The sequence below is a fragment of the Methylobacterium nigriterrae genome, from assembly GCF_037106235.1.
In the GTDB taxonomy this organism is placed as follows: Bacteria; Pseudomonadota; Alphaproteobacteria; order Rhizobiales; family Beijerinckiaceae; genus Methylobacterium; species Methylobacterium nigriterrae.
Map to the genome: position 1 here is coordinate 1 of NZ_JBAWTG010000076.1, position 22586 is coordinate 22586.

General features: G+C 63.8%; 14 protein-coding genes and 3 pseudogenes. 10 read left to right on the top strand and 7 right to left on the bottom strand.

The annotated features are described in order from the left end of the window. The first annotated feature begins 254 nt into the window (after nucleotides 1-254). From WDW90_RS25825 to WDW90_RS25835, 3 genes and pseudogenes are all read left to right on the top strand, one after another. Nucleotides 255-2689: pseudogene (locus WDW90_RS25825) on the top strand (phosphoketolase family protein). 30 nt (nucleotides 2690-2719) lie between these two features. Continuing rightward, nucleotides 2720-3448: an HAD family hydrolase gene (locus tag WDW90_RS25830; RefSeq protein WP_336490367.1), complete on the top strand. Its 729-nt coding sequence runs from the start codon at nucleotides 2720-2722 to the stop codon at nucleotides 3446-3448. Further along, the gene (locus WDW90_RS25835) at nucleotides 3441-5765 is read left to right on the top strand and encodes a glycoside hydrolase family 65 protein (RefSeq protein WP_336490368.1); all 2325 of its coding nucleotides are present in this window, start codon (nucleotides 3441-3443) and stop codon (nucleotides 5763-5765) included. Before WDW90_RS25830 ends, WDW90_RS25835 begins: the two co-directional genes overlap by 8 nt. Before the next feature lie 41 nt (nucleotides 5766-5806). Here WDW90_RS25835 and WDW90_RS25840 read toward each other — a convergent pair whose 3' ends face one another. The 7 genes and pseudogenes from WDW90_RS25840 to WDW90_RS40845 form a co-directional block, all read right to left on the bottom strand. Further along, a complete protein-coding gene (locus WDW90_RS25840) occupies nucleotides 5807-7402 on the bottom strand; it encodes an aspartate:alanine exchanger family transporter (RefSeq protein ID WP_336490369.1) in 1596 nt (531 codons plus the stop codon). 140 nt (nucleotides 7403-7542) lie between these two features. Then, a complete protein-coding gene (locus WDW90_RS25845) occupies nucleotides 7543-9936 on the bottom strand; it encodes a glycoside hydrolase family 65 protein (RefSeq protein WP_336490370.1) in 2394 nt (797 codons plus the stop codon). 9 nt (nucleotides 9937-9945) lie between these two features. Beyond that, on the bottom strand, nucleotides 9946-10947 hold the full coding sequence (locus WDW90_RS25850; RefSeq protein ID WP_336490371.1) for a 2-hydroxyacid dehydrogenase: 1002 nt from the start codon (nucleotides 10945-10947) through the stop codon (nucleotides 9946-9948). A gap of 648 nt (nucleotides 10948-11595) precedes the next feature. After that, nucleotides 11596-12621, bottom strand: a complete 1026-nt coding sequence (locus WDW90_RS25855; protein ID WP_336490372.1) for a glucokinase — start codon at nucleotides 12619-12621, stop codon at nucleotides 11596-11598. Nucleotides 12622-12865: 244 nt separating this feature from the next. Continuing rightward, a complete protein-coding gene (locus WDW90_RS25860) occupies nucleotides 12866-13675 on the bottom strand; it encodes a universal stress protein (RefSeq protein ID WP_336490373.1) in 810 nt (269 codons plus the stop codon). Between the two features lie 125 nt (nucleotides 13676-13800). After that, nucleotides 13801-14166, bottom strand: coding sequence for a PRC-barrel domain containing protein (locus tag WDW90_RS25865; protein ID WP_336490374.1), 366 nt, complete (start codon nucleotides 14164-14166; stop codon nucleotides 13801-13803). Beyond that, a pseudogene (locus tag WDW90_RS40845) lies at nucleotides 14127-15312 on the bottom strand (AraC family transcriptional regulator). The gene WDW90_RS25865 and the pseudogene WDW90_RS40845 overlap by 40 nt, the downstream one beginning before the upstream one ends. 597 nt (nucleotides 15313-15909) lie before the next feature. Here WDW90_RS40845 and WDW90_RS25880 point away from each other — a divergent pair. The 7 genes and pseudogenes from WDW90_RS25880 to WDW90_RS25910 all read left to right on the top strand — a co-directional run. Then, nucleotides 15910-16722: a universal stress protein gene (locus WDW90_RS25880; RefSeq protein ID WP_336490378.1), complete on the top strand. Its 813-nt coding sequence runs from the start codon at nucleotides 15910-15912 to the stop codon at nucleotides 16720-16722. Between the two features lie 20 nt (nucleotides 16723-16742). Then, on the top strand, nucleotides 16743-17699 hold the full coding sequence (locus tag WDW90_RS25885) for a DUF4344 domain-containing metallopeptidase (protein WP_336490379.1): 957 nt from the start codon (nucleotides 16743-16745) through the stop codon (nucleotides 17697-17699). 337 nt (nucleotides 17700-18036) lie between these two features. Beyond that, nucleotides 18037-18335: pseudogene (locus WDW90_RS25890) on the top strand (hypothetical protein). A 108-nt stretch (nucleotides 18336-18443) separates the two neighbouring features. After that, entirely contained in the window at nucleotides 18444-18875 is a 432-nt protein-coding gene (locus tag WDW90_RS25895) for a phospholipase A2 family protein (RefSeq protein ID WP_336490381.1), read from the top strand. A gap of 99 nt (nucleotides 18876-18974) precedes the next feature. Then, nucleotides 18975-20654, top strand: a complete 1680-nt coding sequence (aspT, locus tag WDW90_RS25900; protein ID WP_336490382.1) for an aspartate-alanine antiporter — start codon at nucleotides 18975-18977, stop codon at nucleotides 20652-20654. A gap of 26 nt (nucleotides 20655-20680) precedes the next feature. Next, on the top strand, nucleotides 20681-22327 hold the full coding sequence (gene aspD, locus WDW90_RS25905; RefSeq protein ID WP_336490384.1) for an aspartate 4-decarboxylase: 1647 nt from the start codon (nucleotides 20681-20683) through the stop codon (nucleotides 22325-22327). A 36-nt stretch (nucleotides 22328-22363) separates the two neighbouring features. Next, nucleotides 22364-22586: hypothetical protein (locus WDW90_RS25910; protein ID WP_336490385.1), on the top strand; the 223-nt coding region annotated here is incomplete at its 3' end.

Consider the following 22586-nt stretch of genomic DNA (forward strand, 5'->3'; position numbering starts at 1 on the left):
TGCGGCGGCGGTTGGTGCGGCGGCCGTCGGCGCCTACGGCGCCACCTATGGCGGCTGCGGGCCATACGCCTACTACGACCGATACGCAGGCGGCTGCCGTCCCTACTGAATGAAGCGCCGAGCATTGAGGCCTCAGCATAACCACGAGACACAACGGCTGACAGAATGCGGCAGGCCAGGTTGGAACGCCTCTGCCAAAACTCAGGCTATTCCTCTGTGCAAGAACAGATAAAGCTCTATACTCAGGCAGCAAGATGGACGCCATTCTCAAGAACAAGCGGCCGCCAAAGCGTACAGCTCAAAATCCAGAATTCACCATGATTGACGCCTATTGGAGGGCCGCAAATTACCTGTCAGTTGGCCAGATTTATCTTTATGACAATCCATTATTGAAAGAACGTCTGACCAAGGAGCACATCAAACCCCGCCTGCTTGGGCATTGGGGCACGACGCCGGGCTTGAACTTCATCTATGTCCATCTCAATCGTCTGATCAAGAAGCATGATCTTGACATGATCTACATCACCGGGCCGGGACATGGCGGGCCGGGCTTGATCGCGAACGCTTACCTCGAAGGAACGTACAGCGAAGTTTATCCGAACATCTCCGCCGACGCTGAGGGCATGAAGCGCCTCTTCAAGCAATTCTCCTTCCCCGGCGGCATACCGAGCCATGTGGCTCCCGAAACACCAGGCTCGATGCACGAAGGCGGCGAGCTGGGCTACTCGCTCTCGCACGCCTACGGAGCCGCGTTCGACAATCCCGACCTCATCGTTGCCTGTGTCGTCGGCGATGGCGAGGCTGAAACCGGGCCGCTGGCGACGAGTTGGCACTCGAACAAGTTCCTCAGCCCAGTGACCGACGGAACGGTTCTGCCGATCCTGCACCTGAACGGGTACAAGATTGCAAACCCGACCGTGTTGGCCCGGATCAGCCACGAAGAGCTCGAACATCTCTTCCGTGGATATGGATACACTCCCTATTTCGTCGAAGGCCATGAGCCGGCCGAGATGCACCAGCTCATGGCCTCCACACTGGATGCAGTGCTCAGGAACATTCGGCGGATCAAGTCCGACGCTCGCGATAAGGGTTTTGCCGGCCGCCCACTGTGGCCGATGATCGTCCTACGGACGCCCAAGGGATGGACGTGTCCGAGGGAAATCGACGGGCGACGCACCGAGGATTATTGGCGCTCGCACCAAGTGCCGATGGGCGAGATGCACGAGAACCCGGCCCATGTGCGCATCCTCGAAGACTGGATGCAATCCTATAGGCCAGCCGAGCTTTTCGACGAAGGCGGCCGGCTGCGCCCCGAGATTGCCGAGCTTGCCCCGACGGGCGACCGCCGCATGAGCGCCAATCCGCATACCAATGGAGGTGCTCTGCTTCGCGACCTCCGGATGCCGGATTTCCACGACTACGCCGTTCCAGTGACCGCTCCCGGCGTCGCCATGGCGGAGTCCACGCGCGTGATGGGCCGTTTCCTGCGCGACGTCATGGAGTTGAACGCCGAGGCTCGGAACTTCCGGCTGTTCAGCCCGGACGAGAACAATTCAAACCGCTGGCAGGACGCGCTCGAGGTCACGAATCGTGCCTGGGTGGCCGAGACGTTTCCGTGGGATGATCATCTCGGGCACGACGGCCGTGTGATGGAGATGCTCAGCGAACATCAGTGTCAGGGCTGGCTTGAGGGTTATCTGCTCACAGGTCGGCATGGCTTCTTCTCATGCTACGAGGCCTTCATCCACATCATCGACTCGATGTTCAATCAGCATGCCAAGTGGCTGAAGGTCTGCAACCACATCCCTTGGCGGCGCCCCATAGGGTCGCTGAACTACCTGCTCTCGAGCCACGTCTGGCGTCAGGATCACAACGGGTTCAGCCATCAGGATCCGGGATTCATCGACCATGTCGTGAACAAGAAGGCAGAGGTGTCCGCGTCTACTTGCCGCCCGATGCGAACTGTCTGCTTTCCGTAACCGATCACTGCTTGCGAAGCCGGAACTACGTCAACGTCATTGTCGCGGGCAAGCAGCCGGCGCCCCAGTGGCTCACGATGGATCAGGCGGTCAAGCACTGCACCGCGGGGCTCGGGATCTGGGAGTGGGCCAGCAACGATCGCGGCAGCGAGCCGGACGTCGTGATGGCGTGCTGCGGGGATGTTCCGACCCTGGAAACGCTCGCGGCCGTCGACCTCCTTCGCCACCATGCTCCGGATCTCAAGGTGCGCGTCATCAACGTCGTGAACCTGATGAAGCTGCAGCCCAACACGGAGCATCCACACGGTCTGTCGGATCAGGACTTCGATGCTCTGTTCACGACGGACAAGCCGGTCATCTTCGCCTTTCATGGGTATCCGTGGCTCATTCACCGGCTGGTCTACCGGCGCCATGGGCACCCCAACTTCCATGTGCGCGGCTACAAGGAAGAAGGCACGACGAGCACGCCATTCGACATGTGCGTGATGAACGACATGGACCGGTTCCATCTGGTCAGCGACGTCATCGACCGTGTGCCGGGCCTGGCCACTCGGGCTGCCTACGCCAAGCAAGCGATCCGGGACAAGCTGATCGATCACCGGGAGTACATCCACCGGCACGGCGACGACATGCCCGAAGTGTCGGGCTGGTCGTGGAGCCAGATGACGACGGCGCGGAGCGCCAGCTCGACGGAGAGCGACAATGTGTGAGGAGGGGCGCTTCGACCGGCGTCGGGTGCGGTGAGAGCGGCACCCCTCGCGGCGATCTTCGATGTGGACGGGGTGCTCGTGAATTCGCCGCATGAGCGCGCGTGGCGCGAGGCGCTGGCAGGGTTCGTCGACCCGACCGGCTTCACCACCGCGTTCTATCAGGCCAACGTTGCCGGGAGGCGACGCCTCGAAGGCGCTCGGGCTGCCCTGGAGCAGCTCGGCGGACCACAGGCCGCAGTCCGGGCCGCGGAATACGCGGACAGAAAGCAGGCTCTCATCGACCAGTTGATCGAGGACGGCAGCTTCGAGGTCTTTCCGGACGCCATGCGCTTCTCCGCCGCGCTGAAGGCGGCCGGGCTGCGGCTGGCGCTGGCCTCTTCGTCGAAGAACGCCGCTGCGATGCTGGGCCGCCTGAGTTTGCCCGATGGGCGCACGCTCCTTTCGCTGTTCGACGCCGACCTGAGCGGCCGCGAAGTGCCGAAGGGTAAGCCGGATCCCGCGCTCTTCCTGCTCGCGGCCGAAGCTCTGGAAATGTCGCCGGCGCAGTGCGTCGTGGTTGAGGACGCGCCTGCCGGTATCACCGCGGCGCGCGCGGGCGGGATGGTCGCGCTCGGGATCGCCCGTCTCGGTGACGAGGCTCTGCTGCGCGAGGCCGGGGCCGATCTCGTCGTGACGAGCCTCGACCAGGTCGAAGTCGCCGCCCTGACCACAGGCAGGCTGTGTACCCGGGCCGCCACGGAGCACGCCGCAGATGCTTGAGGTGCTTCAGCCGACAGCGGAGCCCGGCTGGGTTCTCACGCACGATGGCTATAGCGTGCTCACGGAAAGCGGCGTCGAATCCCGCTTTGCTCTCGGCAACGGATTCCTCGGCATGCGTGCCGCGCGCTCGACGGGCCGAGGACCGACTTGGGCAAGCTGGCTCGGCTACATCCGGTGGGCCTCATGGCCACGCTGCTACGTTGCAGGGCTGTTCGACATGCCCAACACCGAGCCGCCCGTGCCTGCTCTCGTGCCCGTCGCCGACTGGTCGCGGGTCCGCCTCATCCTCGATGGAGAGCCGCTGGTGGCGCGCGAGGGCGAACTGCTTCACGGGGTGCGCCGGCTCGACATGCGGCGCGGCGTGCTGCTCTCCGAATGGACGCACCGCACACCGGCGCAGGTGACTGCTACGGGGCACGAGCTTCGCCTTCTCTCACTGGCGGACCGCTCGGTGGGGCTGCAGCTTCAGCGGATCGCGCTGGATCGTGACGGCATCGAAGTTCGACTCGAAGCGAGCTTCGGGCTTGCCGGTCTCGGGATGGAGCCGGTGCGTCTCGAAGACGACCTCGGCGCGTGGCGCACCGAGGGGACGGGCAAGGTCGTCGCGATGGCGGGTGCCGCATCGCTGCATCTGGGCGGCACCTCGGTCGCTCCCGAGCGTCCGTTTCCGCTGCGTTGGATCTGGCGTTGGCGCTCGACTGCCGGCCAAGTCGCGGAATTCGCACGCCTCGTTGCCGTCTCCCGGGCCGACCGGTCGGAAGAGGATCCTGTGCCGCGAGCCGAGGCCGCCATCGAGCGCAGCACGTCGGTGGGCTGGCGCGCGATCCTCGAGGCGCATGAGACCGCCTGGAAGGCGCATTGGGCTGAAAGCGGCATTGTGATCGACGGCGACGACGACCTGCAGCGCGCCTTGCGGTTCGCTGTGTACCACCTGACGAGTGCCGCGAACCCGAACGACGACCGTGTGTCGGTCGGTGCACGCGGGCTGACTGGTGACGCCTATTTCGGTCACGTCTTCTGGGACACTGAGATCTACCTTCTGCCGTTCTACACCGCGGTCTGGCCGAAGGCCGCGCGTGCGCTCTTGATGTATCGGTTTCATACCCTGCCCGGCGCGCGCGCGAAGGCCGAGCTCTGCGGTTACAGAGGCGCGCTCTATCCTTGGGAGTCGGCCGATACCGGCGCGGAAACCACGCCTGACTCGGTGCTGGGGCCCGACGGGAAGCCGATCGAGATCCTGACCGGCAAGATGGAGCACCACATCAGCGCCGACGTTGCTTACGCGGTGTGGCAGTACTGGCGCGCCACCGGCGATGACGATTTCTTCCGCGATGCAGGCGCGGAGATTCTCCTCGAGACGGCGCGCTTCTGGGCATCCCGAGCCGTCGCCGAGGCGGATGGACTGCGCCACATCCGCCATGTGATCGGACCGGACGAGTACCATGAGGATGTGGACGACAACGCCTTCACCAACGTGATGGCGCGCTGGAACATCGCTCGTGCCGTGGAGGCGGTCGATCTGCTGCGGGAGCGTTGGCCTGACCGCGCCGCGTCGCTTCGAGACAAGCTGGGGCTCAACGACAATGAACTGGATGACTGGCGGGACGCGGTCGCGCGGATCGTCACCGGCCTCGATCCCGCAACCGGATTGTACGAGCAGTTCGCCGGCTTCCACGCACTGAAGCAGCTGAACGTAGCGGACTATGCCGACCACGCGCTCCCGATCGACGTGGTCATCGGCCGGGAGCAGACGCAAGGCTCGCAAGTGATCAAGCAGGCCGACGTCGTGGCCTTGATTGCGTTGTTGCCCGAGGTGTTTCCCGAGCAGATGGCGGAGATCAATTTCCGCCATTACGAGCCGCGCTGTGCCCATGGCAGTTCGTTGAGCGCGGCGATGCACGCGCGTGTGGCCGCGCGTCTGAGGGACGCGGACATAACACTTCGCTATATGCGTGAGACGGCCTCTCTCGATCTCGACCCCGATCCGAACAGCGCTGGGGGCATTCGAATCGCCGGCCTTGGCGGATTGTGGCAGGCTGCAATTCTGGGGATCGCGGGCGTGAACTTGGCGGGCGAAACGCTGGAGCTGGATCCTAGGCTGCCGCCCCAGTGGCGCGCCCTATCGTTCAAGGTCTGGTGGAGGGGCCGTTCTGTGGGGGTCAGCGTCGCCGGTGATGCAGTGGAGGCGACGCTGATCGAAGGTGACGCGATGGATATCACTGTTGCTGGCCTCACACGGAACCTGAAACTTCGGTCACCGCTGCGGATCGACCTGTCATCGGAGGCCTTTCGCGGCGTGACAGATGTCGATGCATAGATTAGCGCGCAGACGGTCAGTTTTAGGCGCATCAGCAAAGCTCAGCCAGCGAGGGAGAGCAGGCCGATGACCTGCACGCTGAAGACCTTCACGATGGTCATCGAGGGAAAGATCATCGCGTAACACACATCCGGCCGCTCCGTCGGCGCCATGCGCGACGAGTAGGCCAGGATGGCAGGATTGCCTGTGGCGCCCGCGGCGACGCCGAGCAAATCGTCGAACGGGATTCTGAGCAGGTAGAAGCCGGCGAGCAGCACGATCGCCACCGTGGTCAACAGCACCGCCGCACCGATCAGCAGCATCAGCGGTCCAGTCTGCGCCACGGTGGTGACGAAAGCCTGGCCGGAATTGATCCCGACCGTCGCCAGGAATAGCGTCAGGCCGAAATTCCGCAGCACGATGTTGGCGGGCAACGGCATGACCCAGCTGAGCGGCCTGGTGCGCCGAAGCCTGCCGAGGATCAGCGCCACGATGAGTGGGCCACCGCCGATGCCGAGCGTGACGGTGCCGACACCCGGTACCGGTATCGGCACCAAGCCGAGAAGGACGCCGAGCACCATGCCCAGGCCGACCGAGACATAGCTGAACTCCGCGGCCGCCTTCACCGTGTCGCCGAAATGCGCCCGCGCAGCGGCCACTTGGTCGGTTGGCACGACGATCCCGACCCGGTCACCCACCTCCAGCATCAAGTCCGGCGAGGGCATCAGGTCCACGTCGTAGCGTCGGACATGCAGAATGCGGATCGGCACGCCCGGCGGCATGGGCAGCTCGGCCAACCTCACGCCGGTCAGCGCCGGCTTTGAGACGAAGTAGCGCTGGTAGGTGATGTCGCCCCGATCGTTGGCGAGCCGGCCCTGGTCGATGCGGCCGAGCGCCGAGGCGACCTCGTCCACCGCAGCGGCGCGATCGGCCGCGATCAGGAGCGCGTCGCCGGGATGCAGCTCGAGATCCGGATCGGGCAGGCGATTGTGGTGCTCCTGCCGCACGCCCGCGATCTGCACGCCCTCCGGGAGCGTCGCCATGACCGCGCTAAGCGTGGCGCCGGCTGCCGGCAGGCGCTCGACCGTCACCTCGCCGAGGTGGAAGCGGGCGGGCTTTGGCGGAAAGACCGGCTTCACCCGCCGCGTCATGAAGTAAAGGCACAGGATGGGGCCGATCACGCCGAACGGATACGAGACCGAATAGCCGATGGAAGGGTCCCGGCCTCCTATCGTGTCGAGCGCGGCTTGCAGCGCCGCCGTGCTGACCATCGAACCGGCGAAGATGCCGAGCGTGTAGCCGAGCCTTACTTGGAAGATGGCGCCGAGTCCGAGCGCCACCAGCAGACCGGCAATGACTGCGACGGCCGCGAGCAGGTTGTAGATGCGCCCAGGTCCCGACAGACCCTCGAAGAATTGCCGCCCATAGAGGACGCCGATCGCGTAGAGGAACATGATCAGCCCGACTAGCCCCAACGGTCCGGCGATTTGCGCCTTCGGTGCGATGGCACCGATGAACAGGCCGACGAAGAGCACAGCCCCCACGCCGAGCGAGAAACCCAGTATGTTGATCTGCCCCACCGCGTAACCGAGACCGATTGCGAGGAAGAGCGCGAGGATCGGCTGTGTTCCGATGAGCTCGCTGACTGAGGCCATCATGAGAAGCTCTCCGCTTCAGTACGCACCCCGCCAATCCGGGTGATCTTCGGCGCAGCCTGCACCTGCGCGTCGGTCGACGGACCGGTCCCGTCTACTTGCCGGATCTGGCCATCCGCTGCCTCCATCGGCTCACAGGCTGGTCAGTTCGCTTGACTGGAACTGAGAGCGTCCGCCCGTACTTGGCCGACCGGCCGCGTCAGGACCGGCTCCGCAGAGGAGAGGATGAGATCCTCGCCGGCATGCGAGAATCTCAGCTGCTCGCCGCATAGAAGCCTGTAAGTGGCTGAGGCGCGATCAACCTCGATCTGAAGCATCTGTCCTCTCACGGTCAGGACGAGCTTGAGTCCCAACCAACCTTCCGGAAGAATGGGATTGAACGAGATGCAACCCTGACTATCGCGAAGACCTGCAAAACCGTAGACGAGCGCGAGCCACGTACCTCCGATTGCGGCGACGTGAGCACCGTGCATCATGTTGCCGCCGATATCCGACATATCCATCGCCGTCGCGAAATCGAAATACTCTATGGCCTTCTGCCGGAGTCCGATCTCATTCGCGATGATGCTCTGAACGCAGACCGACAGGGATGAATCGTGCGTCGTGAGCGGATCGTAATATTCGAAATTCCGCCTCTTCTCGTCGCGCGTGAAATGACCATTCAACAGAAACATGACCATCACTGTATCTGCCTGCTTGATCACCTGAGACCTGTAGAGATTTAGTGGATGATAGTGCAGCAGAAGCGGATATTTCTCTTCTGGAGTAGCCGCGAAGTCCCATTTCTCTAGATCGAGAAAATCATCGTCCTGGGGATGAATTTGCAGGCGCTCGTCATAGGGCAGGTACATCCGTTCAGATGCGTCCTCCCATTGGCCGGGTTCGGAACTCTCCAGACCGGTACGATCGACCAGAGCATCGAACCGATCGGGGTGCATGCGCTGAAGATCGCGCACCGTCTGAACGGCGTAGCGCAGATTTTCCCGCGCCATCAGGTTGGTGAAGCAATTGTTGTTGACGATTGCCGTATATTCATCCGGCCCGGTCACACCGTTGATACAGAAACGGCCATCCTTGGTTTCGGAGAAGAAGCCAAGATCGAACCAGAGGCGCGCGGTCTCTACCAGGATCTCTGCGCCGTAATCCCAGAGAAACTCCTCATCTCCAGTGATGTCCACATACTTCCGCAGTGCGTACGCGATATCGGCATTGATGTGGTACTGTGCAGTTCCCGCTGCATAGTAGGCTGATGCTTCGTCACCGTTGATGGTCCGCCAGGGGAAGGTGGCCCCCCGGTGCCCCAGTTCTCGCGCGCGAGCCCGCGCCTTGTCGAGCATGTCGTAGCGGAATTTGAGGACGCTGCGCGCGATCAAAGGGTTCGTATAGATCAGAAACGGCAATACATAAATTTCGGTGTCCCAGAAGTAATGCCCTTCATAGGTCCGTCCGGTTAGGCCCCTGGCGCCGATCCCGTGCCCCTCTGCTCGCTCTGAAGCTTGTAGCAGCTGGAAGAGGTTCCAGCGGATCGTCTGCTGTGTTCTCGGGTTCTCGCTCTCCACCGTCACGTCGGCCCGTGCCCAGAAGCGCTCTACATCACTCCTCTGGCGCTCGAGGATCGGCCGAAACCCACTCTTCGTCGCGCGCTCTAGCGTGGAGGCGGTCTGGAACAGGATCTGCGCGGCGCTGGAATCATCAGAATAATGGTAGCTTAAGTACTTGCCGATCCGAATTGGTTTGTTTGGCTCAAGTCTGCAGCGGAATACAACGGCGGCGAAATCATCGTTGCAGGCATGCTCGGTGAAATAGGTGCATTCCGTCGAGACGGTGTGGTCCATGCCGCAGCCGAGACTCAACCCTGAGCTTCCTGTTCGGTAACTTAACATCGCGCGCAGCCCCTCGGATCGGGTTCCCGTGGGGTGCAAGACCCGACCGATAAAACTTTCCGCAAGCCGGGGATCCGTGCTGTCGGATGGCAGTGGCTGAGCGTTCTCGAGTTCCGACGAGATCGCGATCTCCACGTCGGCATCCTCGGCGGTGAGTTCGAACTCGATAGCGGCAAGGTGTCGATGCGCGAAGGAGACGAGACGCACCGTCCGCATGTGCAGGCGCTTGCCCGTGGGTGAGACCCAGCGGACATCCCGGTTCAGCGTGCCGGTTCGCAGGTCAAGGGCCCGCCGGTACGACAGGATCTCGGCTTGCGGAACGACGAACGGCTCGTCTCCGACGAAGAGCTTCAAGGCTGTGCCGTTCGGGCAGTTCAGGATGCTCTGGCCGATTGTCGGAAAGCCGTACGCATGCTCACCGTAGGCAATCGGACGGTGTTCGTAGAAGCCGTTGAGATACGTGCCCGCTTCTCGGACCGGCGTGCCTTCCTCCACCGCGCCACGGATGCCCAGATATCCGTTCGACAGGGCGAACATCGTCTCGGCCTGTCCGGTCAATTCCCGCGCAAGCCTCGCGTCGTAGCGGACAGCCTCGAAGGCCCACGGGTTCGGGGGAAAGATGTCTTCGGGCGGTATATAGCGCGGGCGCAGCATCGGTCATCCTTAGGAGCGTCTGGGCACGGCTATTTCATGTGTGAGCGGGCGGCCCGCTTCGAATTCCGAGATGCTTGTGAGCGTTGTACCGAGGATCGTCTCCAGGGCCTCGCGGGTGAAGAACGCTTGGTGCCCCGTCACGATCACGTTCGGGAACGAGATGAGGCGCTGGATCACGTCGTCCGGGATGACGGCACTCGAGAGATCTCGGTAGAACAGATCCGCTTCCTGCTCGTAGACGTCGATCGCCATCCCGCCGAGCCGGCCAGACTTGAGCGCATCGATCGCCGCGTCGGTGTCGACCAGGCCGCCGCGGCTCGTATTGATCAGGAGCGCGCCTTTTTTCACGCGCCCGAGCGTTCGCGCATCGACGATGTGATAGGTCTCGGGCGTCAAGGGGCAATGCATCGAGATGACGTCCGCCTCTTCAACGCCCATAGCGTCGACGTAGCGTCCGCCGATCCTCTCGAACTCAGCTGAGCGATGCACGTCGAACCCGATCACTGTGCAGCCGAAGCCGGCCATGATCCGGGCGAAGATGGTCCCGATCTTTCCAGTACCGATTACCGCCACAGTACGACCGACGAGATCGAAACCCATGAGGCCGTCGAGCTTGAAATTGCCCTCGCGCGTCCGATTGTAGGCCCGATGGATTTTGCGGTTGAGCGCCAGCAGCAAGCCGACCGCGAATTCTGCCACGGAGTTCGGAGAATAGTTGGCAACTCGCACAACACGGATTCCGAACTCCTCTGCCGCCTTCAAATCGATGTGGTTGAATCCCGTGCAGCGGGTCGCGATCAGCTTCGTTCCACCGTGCGCGAGGTGTTTCAGAACATCGCGGTTGACAGAATCATTGACGAAGACGCTCGCCGCCGGAAACCCAGCCGCGAGAGACGCAGTTTCGGGTTCGAGCAGGGCATCGAAATACACAAGCTCATGCCCGTGACCTGCGTTCAGGTCATTGAGAAGAGCGCGCTCGTAATTTTTCGCGCTGAACATTGCAACTCGCATGCTCATGCCTCCCTGTTCAGGCGCTGCGGTTCCGCGCGCAAGCGCATCATCGAGCAAAATGGATGCCGGTTGGTGGGAAGAAAATTCGCTCCATCAATAAATTGGAGCCTCTTACCGGGGCCGGGGATCATGGGAGAGGCTCTGGAAGTCTGTCGACCATCGGGCGCGGGAAGTGAACTCGGTGGCTCGACCGATCACCTGCAGTGCAATTTCGCTGATGCGCGGCGCTGTGCCAGTTCAGTCGTACTGGTATCGGTACGCGAGCCATGTCGCCTGGATATGTATCACGTAGTTCAAGGCGTCGCGGGAAAGTGGGCCGGTATCCGGGATCGACGTCATCATGGACAAGAGCCTCAATCGGCTCGGTTCCGACGTCTACGATCGCACTGGCTTTACCAAAGGCCATGGCAGCCCCTTTAGAGCTCGACTGTGCTGCAGGGTCTGTCGCGCCGTGCATAGCACGATAAGCTTTCCCTTGTTTTGCACCCTCATTCTACGACGGCCGAAATCCTGCGCTTGATCAATGTGGACGTCCGACCGGCCCCAGGGCAGGCACTCTTCGCCGGTTTCAGTACCGTCGGCACAGTTCGGAACTGGTGCCGCCGGCACTCGGTGACTCGACCGAAGTACCGCAGCGCGGGGGTGGGCCTATTCCGCCGCCCGCCAGACCTGACCGTGATACACGAAGGCCGCCCCCTCGCTCGCCAGCGCCGCGAGGCCGTTGAAGGCCGGGTCGTGGACCGCGATGACGCTCGTCGGGATCCCGCGCATCATCGCCTCGAAGGGGGCCTTGCGCTCGAAGGCCGCCCGGAACCCGCCCGCCCGCAGCACCCGCACGATCCGGGGCGCGATGCCGCCGCCGATATAGACGCCGCCGGTGGCCAGGAAGGTCAGCGCGAGGTCGCCGCAGGCGCGGCCGAGAAACCGCGCGAACAGGTCGAGGGTCTCGGCGGCGTGCGGGTCCTCGGCCGAGAGTCCGGCCTCGGTCACCGCGGCGGGGTCGAGCTTCTCCCGCGGCGCGCCCGAGCGGACGTGGTGGACCGCGGCGTGGAGCCGGGCGAGGCCGGGTCCCGAGAGCAGCGCCTCGACGGTGACGCGGCCCTCGACGCGCTCCAGCGCGTGCCAGATCGCCTCCTCGCCGGCGTCCGTCGGTCCGAAATCGGTGTGGCCGGCCTCCGTCGACACGATGGCGAGGCGGTCGGCGTAGGGCACGAGCGCCGCCGCGCCGAAGCCGGTGCCCGGCCCCAGCACGAGGCGGGCGCCGCCCGTCGCCTCGAGATGCGGCCCGATCGGGGTCAGGTCGTCGGGCGCGATGCCGGCCGCGCCCGCCGCGACCGGCACGTAATCGTTGACCATGACCGCCGAGGACAGGCCGAAATCCGCCCCGATCTGGGCCCCCGCGATCGTCCAGTCGGCGTTCGTCAGCCGCACCTCCGGCCCGTCGACCCGGCCGGCGATCGCCAGGATCGCCGAGCGGGGCGCGGGACCGCCGCCCTTCGCCGCGCCCTTTGCTGCGCCCTTGGCCAGCGCGGCGCGGATCGCGCTCGAGGGGTCGGGATGCTGGCGCGTCGCCTCGCGCGAGAGCAGGCGCGGGGCCGCGCCCTTCGCCTCCACGAGGGCGAAGCGCGCGTTGGTGCCGCCGATATCGCCCACGAGAACCGGGAACTCGAACATGATCAAGAATCCGTACGAATAGCATCAGCCAACATGTCGGCGCTGCCGATCGGATGGCACTCATGGAGCGTCCGGAACCACGGCGCGTGCCGCAATTGGCTCGCCTCCGTCCCGGCAGTGGATCGGCTCCCTCGTGCCAGTCCCCGGCCGCGCTCGGTAAATCCGTCCCGGACGACCTCTGTCCGGGCGTGGAACAACGGCAGGAGCGCCACTGCCACTGCCACGGTGACCGAAACCTTGGGTATCAATGGCTCATCAGGCAGCAGACAGACGAGATTTGCAGGAACTCCCGCGTTACGCCACCGAACAACCATTCCCGCAGGCGTGAACGGCCATATCCGCCCATCACCACGAGGTCTGCATCCTCCCGGGTCGTGAATTGCAGGATCTCATCGGCAACATCGCGGGCCGTCGCATTCAGCAGGTGCGTGACCACTTGTGCGCCGTGGCGGCCCAGAAACTCCGTGACCTGCTCGGCACCGTCGAAGCGGGCCTCCTCACCCGCGCTCACGACGTAGACCTGTTTTGCGCGGCGAATGAACGGTAGTGCGGCGGAGACCGCACGCCGCGCCTCGGGCGCATCCTTCCAGGCGATAACAATCCGTTCCGCCTTGAGGTGATCGGAGCCCGGCGGCGTCATCAACACCGGGCGACCGGCCTCCATCAACACAGCGCCGGGTGAGGCGGCAGTGTCTCCGGCGCGGTCGTCCTGCTCGCGTCCGACAATCACGATGTCTGCGGCAAGCGCTTGGCGGACGAGAAAGCTTGCCGCGTCAGCCTCTGCTTGTTGCCAATGCGTCCGGATGCCGGTGCCACAATTCTGCTCGAAAATGTCCCGGCACCGCCTCAGCTCCTCACCGAGCTTGGCCTGCTCCTCATTGTAGGCCGCCTGTATTGTCTCAAGGTCCTCGCCCGGCCCAGGATTGGGGATCTTGCGCGCAGCGACACCGGCGAGTGTGGCCTCGAAGCGCTGGGCGAGGCTGGCCGCGAGTCGAACGCGGGCGGCGGCCGCCGCCCCCAGGTCGAGGGAAACCATGATGCTGGCGATGGTCATTTGAGCGTCTCCATCATGGCCGTGCCAATATCCCACGGGCAGCTTTCCTAACTGAACCGCAGGTGCTTCTCGTCCGACTCATGGCTGTAGGTGAGAGCAACGCCCGTCTCTTTGGTCCTCATCTCTTACCGCTTGAGGAGCAGCATTGCCCGGATGCTCTCGCGCGTGCCGCTGACGGTCAGGTCGTTGTCGAGCTGATGCAGGAGAGGGACCGGGATGCCGATCTCCCCGCCCCCGAGCCAGCGCCGTCGGGCCACAACCGCAATCAGCGTGGTGCCGTCCTGCGAGACCCGCACATCCTGCACGCGCCCGACAACGAGCTTGTGGTCGGCGTAGAGCCAGCGGCCGCGCAGTGTCGGGATCAGCGAGGCCGCGCCGATCTGCATCCGCGCGTCCGCCCGGTCCACCAAGGGCGAGCGAGCCTCCTGCGCACTCGCTTCGCCCGCGAGCATCACAAGGGCGCAGGTCCAGGCGCGAACATGCTGCCGCATCCGCTGTCCCTCCTCCCGCACAAGCAAGGTTCTTCTAGGCGTTGGTCGCGCTTCGTCTCCGGTCGGTTCGCCTGGCGCCACGCACTCGGCGTCATGCCCGACCAGCGCCGAAAGGCGTGCGTGAAGGCCGCCGGCTCGGAGAAGTCCAGGGCGGCCGAGATCTGTGTGACGCTCATACCGGTATCGGCCAGGAGCTGCCTCGCCACCGCGAACTGCGCCTCGTTGGCAAGCCGCCGGAAGCTCGTGCCCTCGGCCCTCAAATGGCGGCTCAGGGTGCGGCGGGTGATCAATCGCAGGCGCGCCACGCGCTCCGCTTTGCAGCGCTGACGAGTCACCGCGGTCTGGAGGTACTCGCGAAGCTTGTCCGTCAGCGAGGCGGGCTCCGCGGCCTCAAGCCGGCGGATGCGATCCTCCACCTTCCGGCGCACGGCCGGGTCCGCGCCCGGGATGTGCTCCTCCAGGAGGTCGGTCGGGAACACCAAGGCGGCGGTTTCCGCGTCGAACCGGGAGGGGGGCGCGAAAGAAGTCGGTGTATGGGGCGGTGTCGCGTGGCGCCGAGCGCGGCAGCAGCACCTCCAGCGGCGCCCAGTCGGGCCCACACAGCGCCCGCAGAAGATTGGTCGCCTTGGCGAGCCCTCGTTCCGAATGATGGACGGCGCCCTCGGCTTCCGGCTCGTGCGGGGCATAGCTGAGGACGGCAATCCCGTCGTGGACGCCGAGGCCGACCGCCGCGCCGCGGTTCCGCACGCACAGATGAGCTTCGAGCGCCCGCAGGGCATCCCCGACTGTATCCGAGCTGCGCATCAGCAGGCCGAGTAGCCCGAGCGAGGCCAGCGTGGTGCGCTGCCCGACGAGGAGGCCGAGATGGGGGCAGCGCGTGCGCTCGGCGGCCAGAGCGATCAGGCGGCCGAGGGCCGTGAACGGGACGAGCCTGTGGCCGCCGTCGAAGAGCCGCGGATCGAGGCCCGCTTCGCCGATGAGACCATCGGGATCAGCGCCGAGTTCGACCAGGACAGTGTGGAGCGCCGGCACGACCTCGAGATAGATGAACTCGACAGGCGGAGCTCCCTCGGTCGCGTTACGATCCTCGCCTGCGAGAGCGCCACCTGGGCGGCTTTTAGTATGTGGTCCGCCAGACGAGGACATGAAGATCCTCCTGCCCACAGATCGAATCAGTACGTTGCATGTAATCTCTATCAATCAGGACGAGCAAGGGAATGTCTTCTCCGTACAAGATTTCAGTCAAAGCTTGTTTGTGTCTATGCATTTCGGCTTCACGCAACTGGGGCGCTGCTGCGCGCCGCAGCTGGACGAGAGGGCACTTCAGAACGCTCTTCGGCGAGCGGCGTCGGCGGGCTGTGCCCTTGCTAAGGTGCCGTCGAGCAAGCTCCATAGGAATAGTCGACAAGACCGCTTTGCTTGACCCCTCCTGAGGATCCCAGGTTTGCCGACCACAAAAAAGCGCCCTGGGATCTCTCCCGAGATGCCATTCTGCGGGAGGGTGTCTTCGGTTGGGAAGCCATCGGTGCTTGCCCAAAGCACCACGATCAATCGGCCTTACTAAGTGTCCTATCGGATCAAGCGACACGCCCGATTTAGCGTTACCGTCAGAAGCACCAGGGCGTTGAAGCATAGCGATTCTCAGGTCCAATCACGCGGGCCGTGCTCGCGCAATTCACCTGGGATCATGACCTTTTCGAAGCTTGGTTCCGCAGGGTTCGGCGGCATCCGTTGGAGGCGTCCGTGTCTTACGCAAATATCTTAGTGGCGCTGGATCGCGGGGCGGCCGCACGCGACCGAGTTCGGCTCGCGGGTGATCTAGCCAGGCGCTTTGGAGCTTTATTGACAGGAGTCGCCGCCCGCAGGATCCCAGGCCCAATTGCGGTCAACGACATCCATGAAGCTCAAGCGATCTATGCCAAGGAAGAAGCTGATCTCGCAAACGAGTTGGCTGAGGTCAGGGACGTATTTGAGCACAATGGAGGCGAGGTGGAGATGGCTTGGCATTCGGCCGCCGATTCTCCTTCGACCCTCGTAGTAGAAAAGGCGCGGGCCGCCGATCTCGTTGTTCTCGGACTCCGTGGACCGGCCGACGGTGATCCCGGCGATATGGCTGTTCTGCCTGGCCCCGTGCTGATGGAGGTTGGACGGCCGGTTCTCGTCGTCCCCTCAGGGATCGCGGCGCTGAACGCTGCACGCGTTGTTGTGGCTTGGAAGGATACACCGGAGACGCGCCGCGCCGTGTCCGGTGCGCTGCCCCTCATCAAGCGCGCCGAGCAGGTCTTTGTCGCGACGGTCGGCGCGGATGCTCGCATCGAGGGGGCCGAGGAGGTGACGGGACATCTCGCCCGCCATGGCGCCCGCGCCGAGCCGCAGCTTCTGCCGAGACCTAGCCTCAGCGAGATCGGCGAGATTCTGCGGTTTGCCGAAGCGCAGAGAGCGGATCTTGTCGTGATGGGCGCCTATGGCCACTCGCGGCTGCGGGAATGGATCTTCGGAGGCGCGACCCGGGACATTCTGCAGACGACGCCCATCTGCTGCCTGCTGAGCCACTGAGCCTGAGCGGGGCTGCTGCGATGTGGAATGCCGCCGGACGCTGCGCGCACCTTGCCGTCATTTCCGCACCTCTATCCGCGCTCCTGTCTCTTGGGAATGTCGCGGCGCACGAGAGCGCACATTCGGGCAAGCAATCCATCAGCGTCCGGTACGATATTCCGAAAGAACAGGCCCATCGCGAGATCTACGAGACCATGCGGCAGCGGCGCGTGCTGGAGCAGGTTGCGGCGGCCTTAGGTCTCGTCCGTCTCCCCAAGCGCCTGACCTACCGCCTCAAGGAATGCTCCGGGGAACCCAATGCCTGGTATGATCCGCGTACGCGCACCGTCACCGTCTGCTACGAGCTCGTCAGTAGCATCCTGCGGCTAGCGCCGGCTACTACTTCGCCAGCCGGCGTGTCCCGGAACGATGCCGTTCGGGGCCCGGTTCTCCAAATCCTCCTTCACGAGAGCAGCCACGCCCTGTTCGACCTCCTGCGGACGCCAGTTCTCGGGCGTGAGGAGGACGCGGCCGATCAAGTCGCCTCGCTGGTCCTGCTCCATCTCGCGCCCGCGGATGCGCGCGCCGTCGTGAACGGCAGCGCTTACTTCTTCGCGACGCTGGGCAAACACGAGCCGATTGACCGGGGAAGCTTTGCCGATGCACACGGCCTCACCTGGCAGCGCTTCTACAACCTAGCTTGCCTAGCCTATGGCTCGGACAGGCGTCGATACGGCTACATCGTCGAGAAGGGTTATTTGCCGACTGAGCGGGCCAGGGCCTGTGAGGAAGAGTACAATCAGATCGATTTCGCATTTCAGGCGCTGATTGTTCCTCATCTGCGTGTATCGCCGAGACATGGCGCGCGTCTGCGTCGCGCAATCAGCAACGTTCTCAGAACACACAAGGGGGATAGGATGGTTTTAGGGATAGGCGTCGCACCTGCAGCGTGGCACCCACCGCCCGTTGTTGCTTGTTGGCAAGATGCCTTGGATTAAGCTGGCGAAGATCTTTGTTGTTCACATGGGCGGCAACTTGGCAGGCTAGTAACAATCTCGGCCTCCCTTAGACAGCGCCTCTGACACTTTGATACAGCCGACAGTCTGCGAACTCGGTAAACCCGAGGGTGGCAAAAAGCTGGGTTGGCCAAAGCTGGGTTGGCCGCTTGCGGCAGGAAAAGATACTGGAGTTGTCCCGTTTAATCAAGCAAACCTTGAAATCAGCAATTATAAGCTGAGCTGGCTGAGCGCTTCAGCTCAGGGGGAACCGCATCAGCTTGCGCCAACTGAGGCCAGTTCGTCTGTGCCCGCGGCCCTCCGTCGAGGAGACACGATTATGTTAGCTCTCCTGATTGCATCTACGGCCTTTGTGGCCCTAATCTTGACCAGCGTTGCGGCCGACGCGCGAGTTCCGCGGCAGGGCGGAGGCTTCCGGGCGACGGCCTCCAGGGCGCGCGGGTCGGCGGGTTCCGCGGCTATCGCGGCGGATATGCCCGAGTCGGGCGCTACGGCTATGGCCTGGCCGGGGCCGGCCTCGGGGCGGCGGCCGCAGCCGGCCACTACGGCTCGTCCTATGGCGGCTGCGGGCCTTATGCCTACTACGATGCCTATGCAGGTGGCTGCCAACCCTATTGAAGGGGCTGCACTGAGCCCCATCCGCGCTCAGCCGAGACGCCCAATCAGACCTGGCCGAGGACGGCGCGCCCTCGGCGGGATCAGTCACGCGCGCCTCAGGTCCATGCCATGATCTTCAGGATTGCAGCTCCGCTTATTCTGGCCGTTTGTCTAACCTCGCCCGCGCTGGCGCAGTCGACGAGCTTTGGGCACGAGCCGCCGGTGCTCCTGCACGGCAACTATTGCGGCTTGGGAAACAATGCGCCCCTCCCACCCGTCGATGCACTTGACGCCGCCTGCGCGCGGCACGACGCATGCACGCCCGCCGACGGCCTCTCCTCCAGGGCGTGCAATCTAAGGTTAAAGCGCGAGACCGAGATCATCTCGCGCGATCCGCGTCAGCCGGACGATCTACGCGCGCTTGCGGGCTTCATTTCCGTCGGCGCTGCGGCGCTACCCTTCGACCCCCGTCCCCCCGTCGCCGTCTACAGGGCGCCGGGGTCGGCACGCTACGGCTTGGATCCGCCCGGCCCTTACCGTCCCGCTTACTACGCGTACTGATTGTTTGGTGCTGAAACATGATAGCGCGTCCGATCCGGTTGGGAGGAAACAACAGCGTAGGTCTGTGAAGTTCCTGTGTCCTTGTACGGGAGTTCGGCCATGATCGACTGGTTTGTCAGCACATTGCGAAGTTACCCCGAACTTGCGATCTTCCTGTCCCTGGCCATCGGCTTCTCGATCGGATCCCGAAAGGTCGCGGGCTTCAGCCTCGGGAACGTCACGGCCACCCTGCTGGCCGCCGTCGTTATCGGTCAGCTCGGCATTACCATTTCCCCGAACGTCAAGGCGGCCTTCTTCATCCTGTTCATCTTCGCCATCGGCTACGGCGTCGGCCCGCAATTCATGAGCGGATTGACCAGGGAAGGCCCGAAACAGATCGGCTTCTCCCTCATCGTTCTCGCGCTGTGCCTAATCGTTCCGCTGCTCTGCGCCCGTATAGCGGGCCTCGATCTCGGATATGCCGCCGGCCTCTACGCGGGATCCCAGACGATCTCGGCGTCGATCGGCGTCGCCTCAGATCAGATCTCGCGTCTTGGGCTCTCGCCCGAGCAGGTGAAGACCTACAATGATCAGATCCCGATCGGCTATGCCGTCACCTACATCTTCGGGACGATCGGCTCGGCGATCATCCTGGCTCAGCTCGGCCCGAAATTGATCGGCGTCGACCTCGCCAAGGCTTGCAAAGAGTACGAGGCTGAGATGGGCGGTGGTGGGAGCCTCGAGCCAGGCCTTGCCTCCGCCTACCGCGTCGTCGAGCTGCGCGCCTACCGCGTCGGCGATGACCGCAGCATCGTCGGGCAGCCGGTCAAGAATATCTGGCCCGGCCTGAGGGTCTACGTCGAACGCCTGCGTCGCGGTCGGGAGATCATCGAGGCCGACGCGACCACCGTGCTGCAGCCCGGCGACGTCGTGGCGATCTCGGGGCGCCGAGAACATCTCGTCGAGACGATCAACCCGATCCTCGAGGAGGTGCAGGACCGCGAGCTTCTCGATTTGCCAGCTGAGTTCGTCGACGTCTTCGTGACCAGCAAGACGATTGGCGGCAAGACCCTTCAGGAGCTCTCCGGGAGCGACTGGGCGCGCGGCGTCTACCTGCGCAAGATCACCCGCAACATGATCGAGATTCCGGTCCTGCCGGGCACGCAGGTCCTGCGCGGCGACATCCTGACCCTCGTGGGCAGCCGCCGTCATGTGGAGCTGGCGATCGAGCACCTCGGCTATCCGGATCGCCCGGTCGAGACCACCGATGTGGCCTTCCTCGGAGGCGGTATCGTGCTCGGCGGCTTGGTGGGCGCCCTGAGCTACAAGGTCGGAGGCATTCCGATCAGCCTGTCCACGACGGGCGGAGCGCTGCTCGCCGGCTTGCTGCTCGGTTGGCTCCGGACGGTCCGGCCGGTCTTCGGCCGCATCCCGGGGCCGGCGCTCTGGCTCATGAACACGCTGGGGCTGAACGTGTTCATCGCCGTCGTCGGCATCACGGCCGGGCCCGGCTTCGTCGCGGGCCTGAAGGCGGTCGGCCTGAGCCTGTTCCTCTGGGGCGCTGTGGCGACCTCCATACCGATGATCCTGTCGGTCTACATTGGCCGATACCTCTTCAAGTTCCACCCGGCGATCCTGTTCGGCGCCTGTGCAGGCGTCCGGACGACGACCGCGGCCCTGGGCATGATCCAGGAAACGGCGAAGAGCAAGATCCCGGCGCTCGGCTACGGAATGCCGTACGCCATCGGCAATACGGTACTGACCATCTACGGCATGGTCATCGTGCTTCTTTCTTCATGACAAATCAGAGCCACAGGAGCATCGCCATGACGGAATCGCTGAACCTCAAGAGTTTCGAGGCCCTGAGTCCGTTCGAGATCAAGGACGAGCTGATTAAGCTGGCCAAGGCGGCGTCGAAAAGAAGTCAGGCGGCCTTTCTCAACGCCGGGCGGGGCAACCCCAACTGGGTTGCCACCGCGCCGCGCGAGGCCTTCTTCCTGCTCGGCCAGTTTGCGGTCAGCGAGAGCAAGCGCGTGATGAGCCATCCAGCGGGCCTCGGCGGGATGCCTCAGGCCGCAGGCATCGCTAGCCGCTTGGAGGCTTGGCTTGCAAAACACCCCGAGATGCCGGGCGCCCCCTTCCTGTCCGCCATGGTCCCCTACGCGGTAAAGACATTCGGATTTGAGCCAGACGCGTTCGTGCACGAGCTCGTCGACTCGATCATCGGCGACAATTACCCCGTGCCGGACCGCATGCTCGTCCACAATGAGCGCATCGTTCATGAATACCTGATGTGGGCAATGTGCGGGAAGAAAAAGGCCGCCGGCAAGTTCGACCTCTACGCGGTCGAAGGCGGCACGGCCGCGATGTGCTACCTCTTCAAGTCGCTGAAAGCCAATCGCCTGCTGCTCCCGGGAGACACGATCGCGCTCGGCACGCCGATCTTCACGCCGTATCTTGAGATGACGCATCTCGAGGACTACGCCCTCGATGTCGTGCACATTAAGGCGCCGCAGGAGAACAAATTCCAATTCACGGACGACGAGATCAACAAGCTTCTCGACCCCAAGATCAAGGCCTTCTTCGTCGTCAATCCGGGCAATCCGACCGGCATGGCAATGAGCAAGGAGACGGTCGCGAAGATCACCAAGCTCGTTAAAACCAAGCGTCCGGACCTGATGATTCTGACTGATGATGTCTACGGAACGTTCGTGCATGAATTCCGGTCATTGATGGCCGAGTTGCCGCAGAACACCATCGGGGTCTATTCCTACTCGAAGTACTTCGGTTGCACGGGATGGCGGCTCGGCGTCATCGCTCTTCATGAGAACAATATCTTCGACAAGATGATCGCCGAGTTGCCTGCGGCTGAGACGGCGGCGCTCGACCGGCGTTACGGCCCGCTGACGCTCGAGCCGAGAAAACTCAAGTTCATCGATCGCATCGTCGCCGACAGTCGGGATGTCGCGCTCAACCACACGGCCGGCCTCTCCCTGCCGCAGCAGGTGATGATGAGCCTCTTCTCGCTGGCCGAGCTGATGGACGAGCAGAAGGCCTATCAGAGCGCCTGTATGGAGATCGTCAATCGGCGCGTCTGGTCGATGATCGAGGGCCTGGGTCTCAAGCTCACCCCGAATCCCAACTTCGATGCCTATTACGGTTTGATCGATTTCGAGTTCTGGGCCCGGAAAAACATCGGTGATGAGGCCGTCGAGTACCTGAAGCGGAACGTCCATCCCCTCGACCTCGCCTTCCGCTTGGCTGAGGTCCATGGGATTGTGCTGCTCAACGGAGGCGGCTTCGAGGCACCGAACTGGTCGCTGCGCGTCTCCCTCGCCAACCTGCCCGACGACGTCTACGACGATATCGGCCGCGGCGTCCGCGCCGTGGCGCGCGGATACAGGGATGCCTACGAGGCAAACAAGCGCGCGGCGGATGAGAGGCGCCAGGTGGAAGAGGTGCCGGCCGAGTAGGATCGGCTGGGCGCCGCGCGCTCATGTGGACAGAGGATGTCGATGAAGGCCGCCTCACCGGTGCGGACCCGGCTTTCCGACCGGATATTCGGTGGGGCCGGGCGCGCGCTCATGCTCGCGCTCGGTCTCATCGCTGCCCAGGGCGCGGCCGCCAGGACCATCTTCGTGACGCCGACCGGCGTGGGACCCGGCTATGCTGCCGATGGCAGCGTTGCGGCCGAGCAGACGGAAGCCTTCTCCACGGAAACGATGCGCGCCG

Coding starts and splice junctions, on each gene's coding strand:
- WDW90_RS25835 (WP_336490368.1), top strand. CDS start 3,441: ATGCTTGAGGTGCTTCAGCCGACAGCGGAGCCCGGCTGGGTTCTCACG.
- WDW90_RS25840 (WP_336490369.1), bottom strand. CDS start 7,402: ATGATGGCCTCAGTCAGCGAGCTCATCGGAACACAGCCGATCCTCGCG.
- WDW90_RS25845 (WP_336490370.1), bottom strand. CDS start 9,936: ATGCTGCGCCCGCGCTATATACCGCCCGAAGACATCTTTCCCCCGAAC.
- WDW90_RS25850 (WP_336490371.1), bottom strand. CDS start 10,947: ATGCGAGTTGCAATGTTCAGCGCGAAAAATTACGAGCGCGCTCTTCTC.
- WDW90_RS25855 (WP_336490372.1), bottom strand. CDS start 12,621: ATGTTCGAGTTCCCGGTTCTCGTGGGCGATATCGGCGGCACCAACGCG.
- WDW90_RS25860 (WP_336490373.1), bottom strand. CDS start 13,675: ATGACCATCGCCAGCATCATGGTTTCCCTCGACCTGGGGGCGGCGGCC.
- WDW90_RS25865 (WP_336490374.1), bottom strand. CDS start 14,166: ATGCGGCAGCATGTTCGCGCCTGGACCTGCGCCCTTGTGATGCTCGCG.
- WDW90_RS25885 (WP_336490379.1), top strand. CDS start 16,743: ATGTGGAATGCCGCCGGACGCTGCGCGCACCTTGCCGTCATTTCCGCA.
- WDW90_RS25895 (WP_336490381.1), top strand. CDS start 18,444: ATGATCTTCAGGATTGCAGCTCCGCTTATTCTGGCCGTTTGTCTAACC.
- aspT (WP_336490382.1), top strand. CDS start 18,975: ATGATCGACTGGTTTGTCAGCACATTGCGAAGTTACCCCGAACTTGCG.
- aspD (WP_336490384.1), top strand. CDS start 20,681: ATGACGGAATCGCTGAACCTCAAGAGTTTCGAGGCCCTGAGTCCGTTC.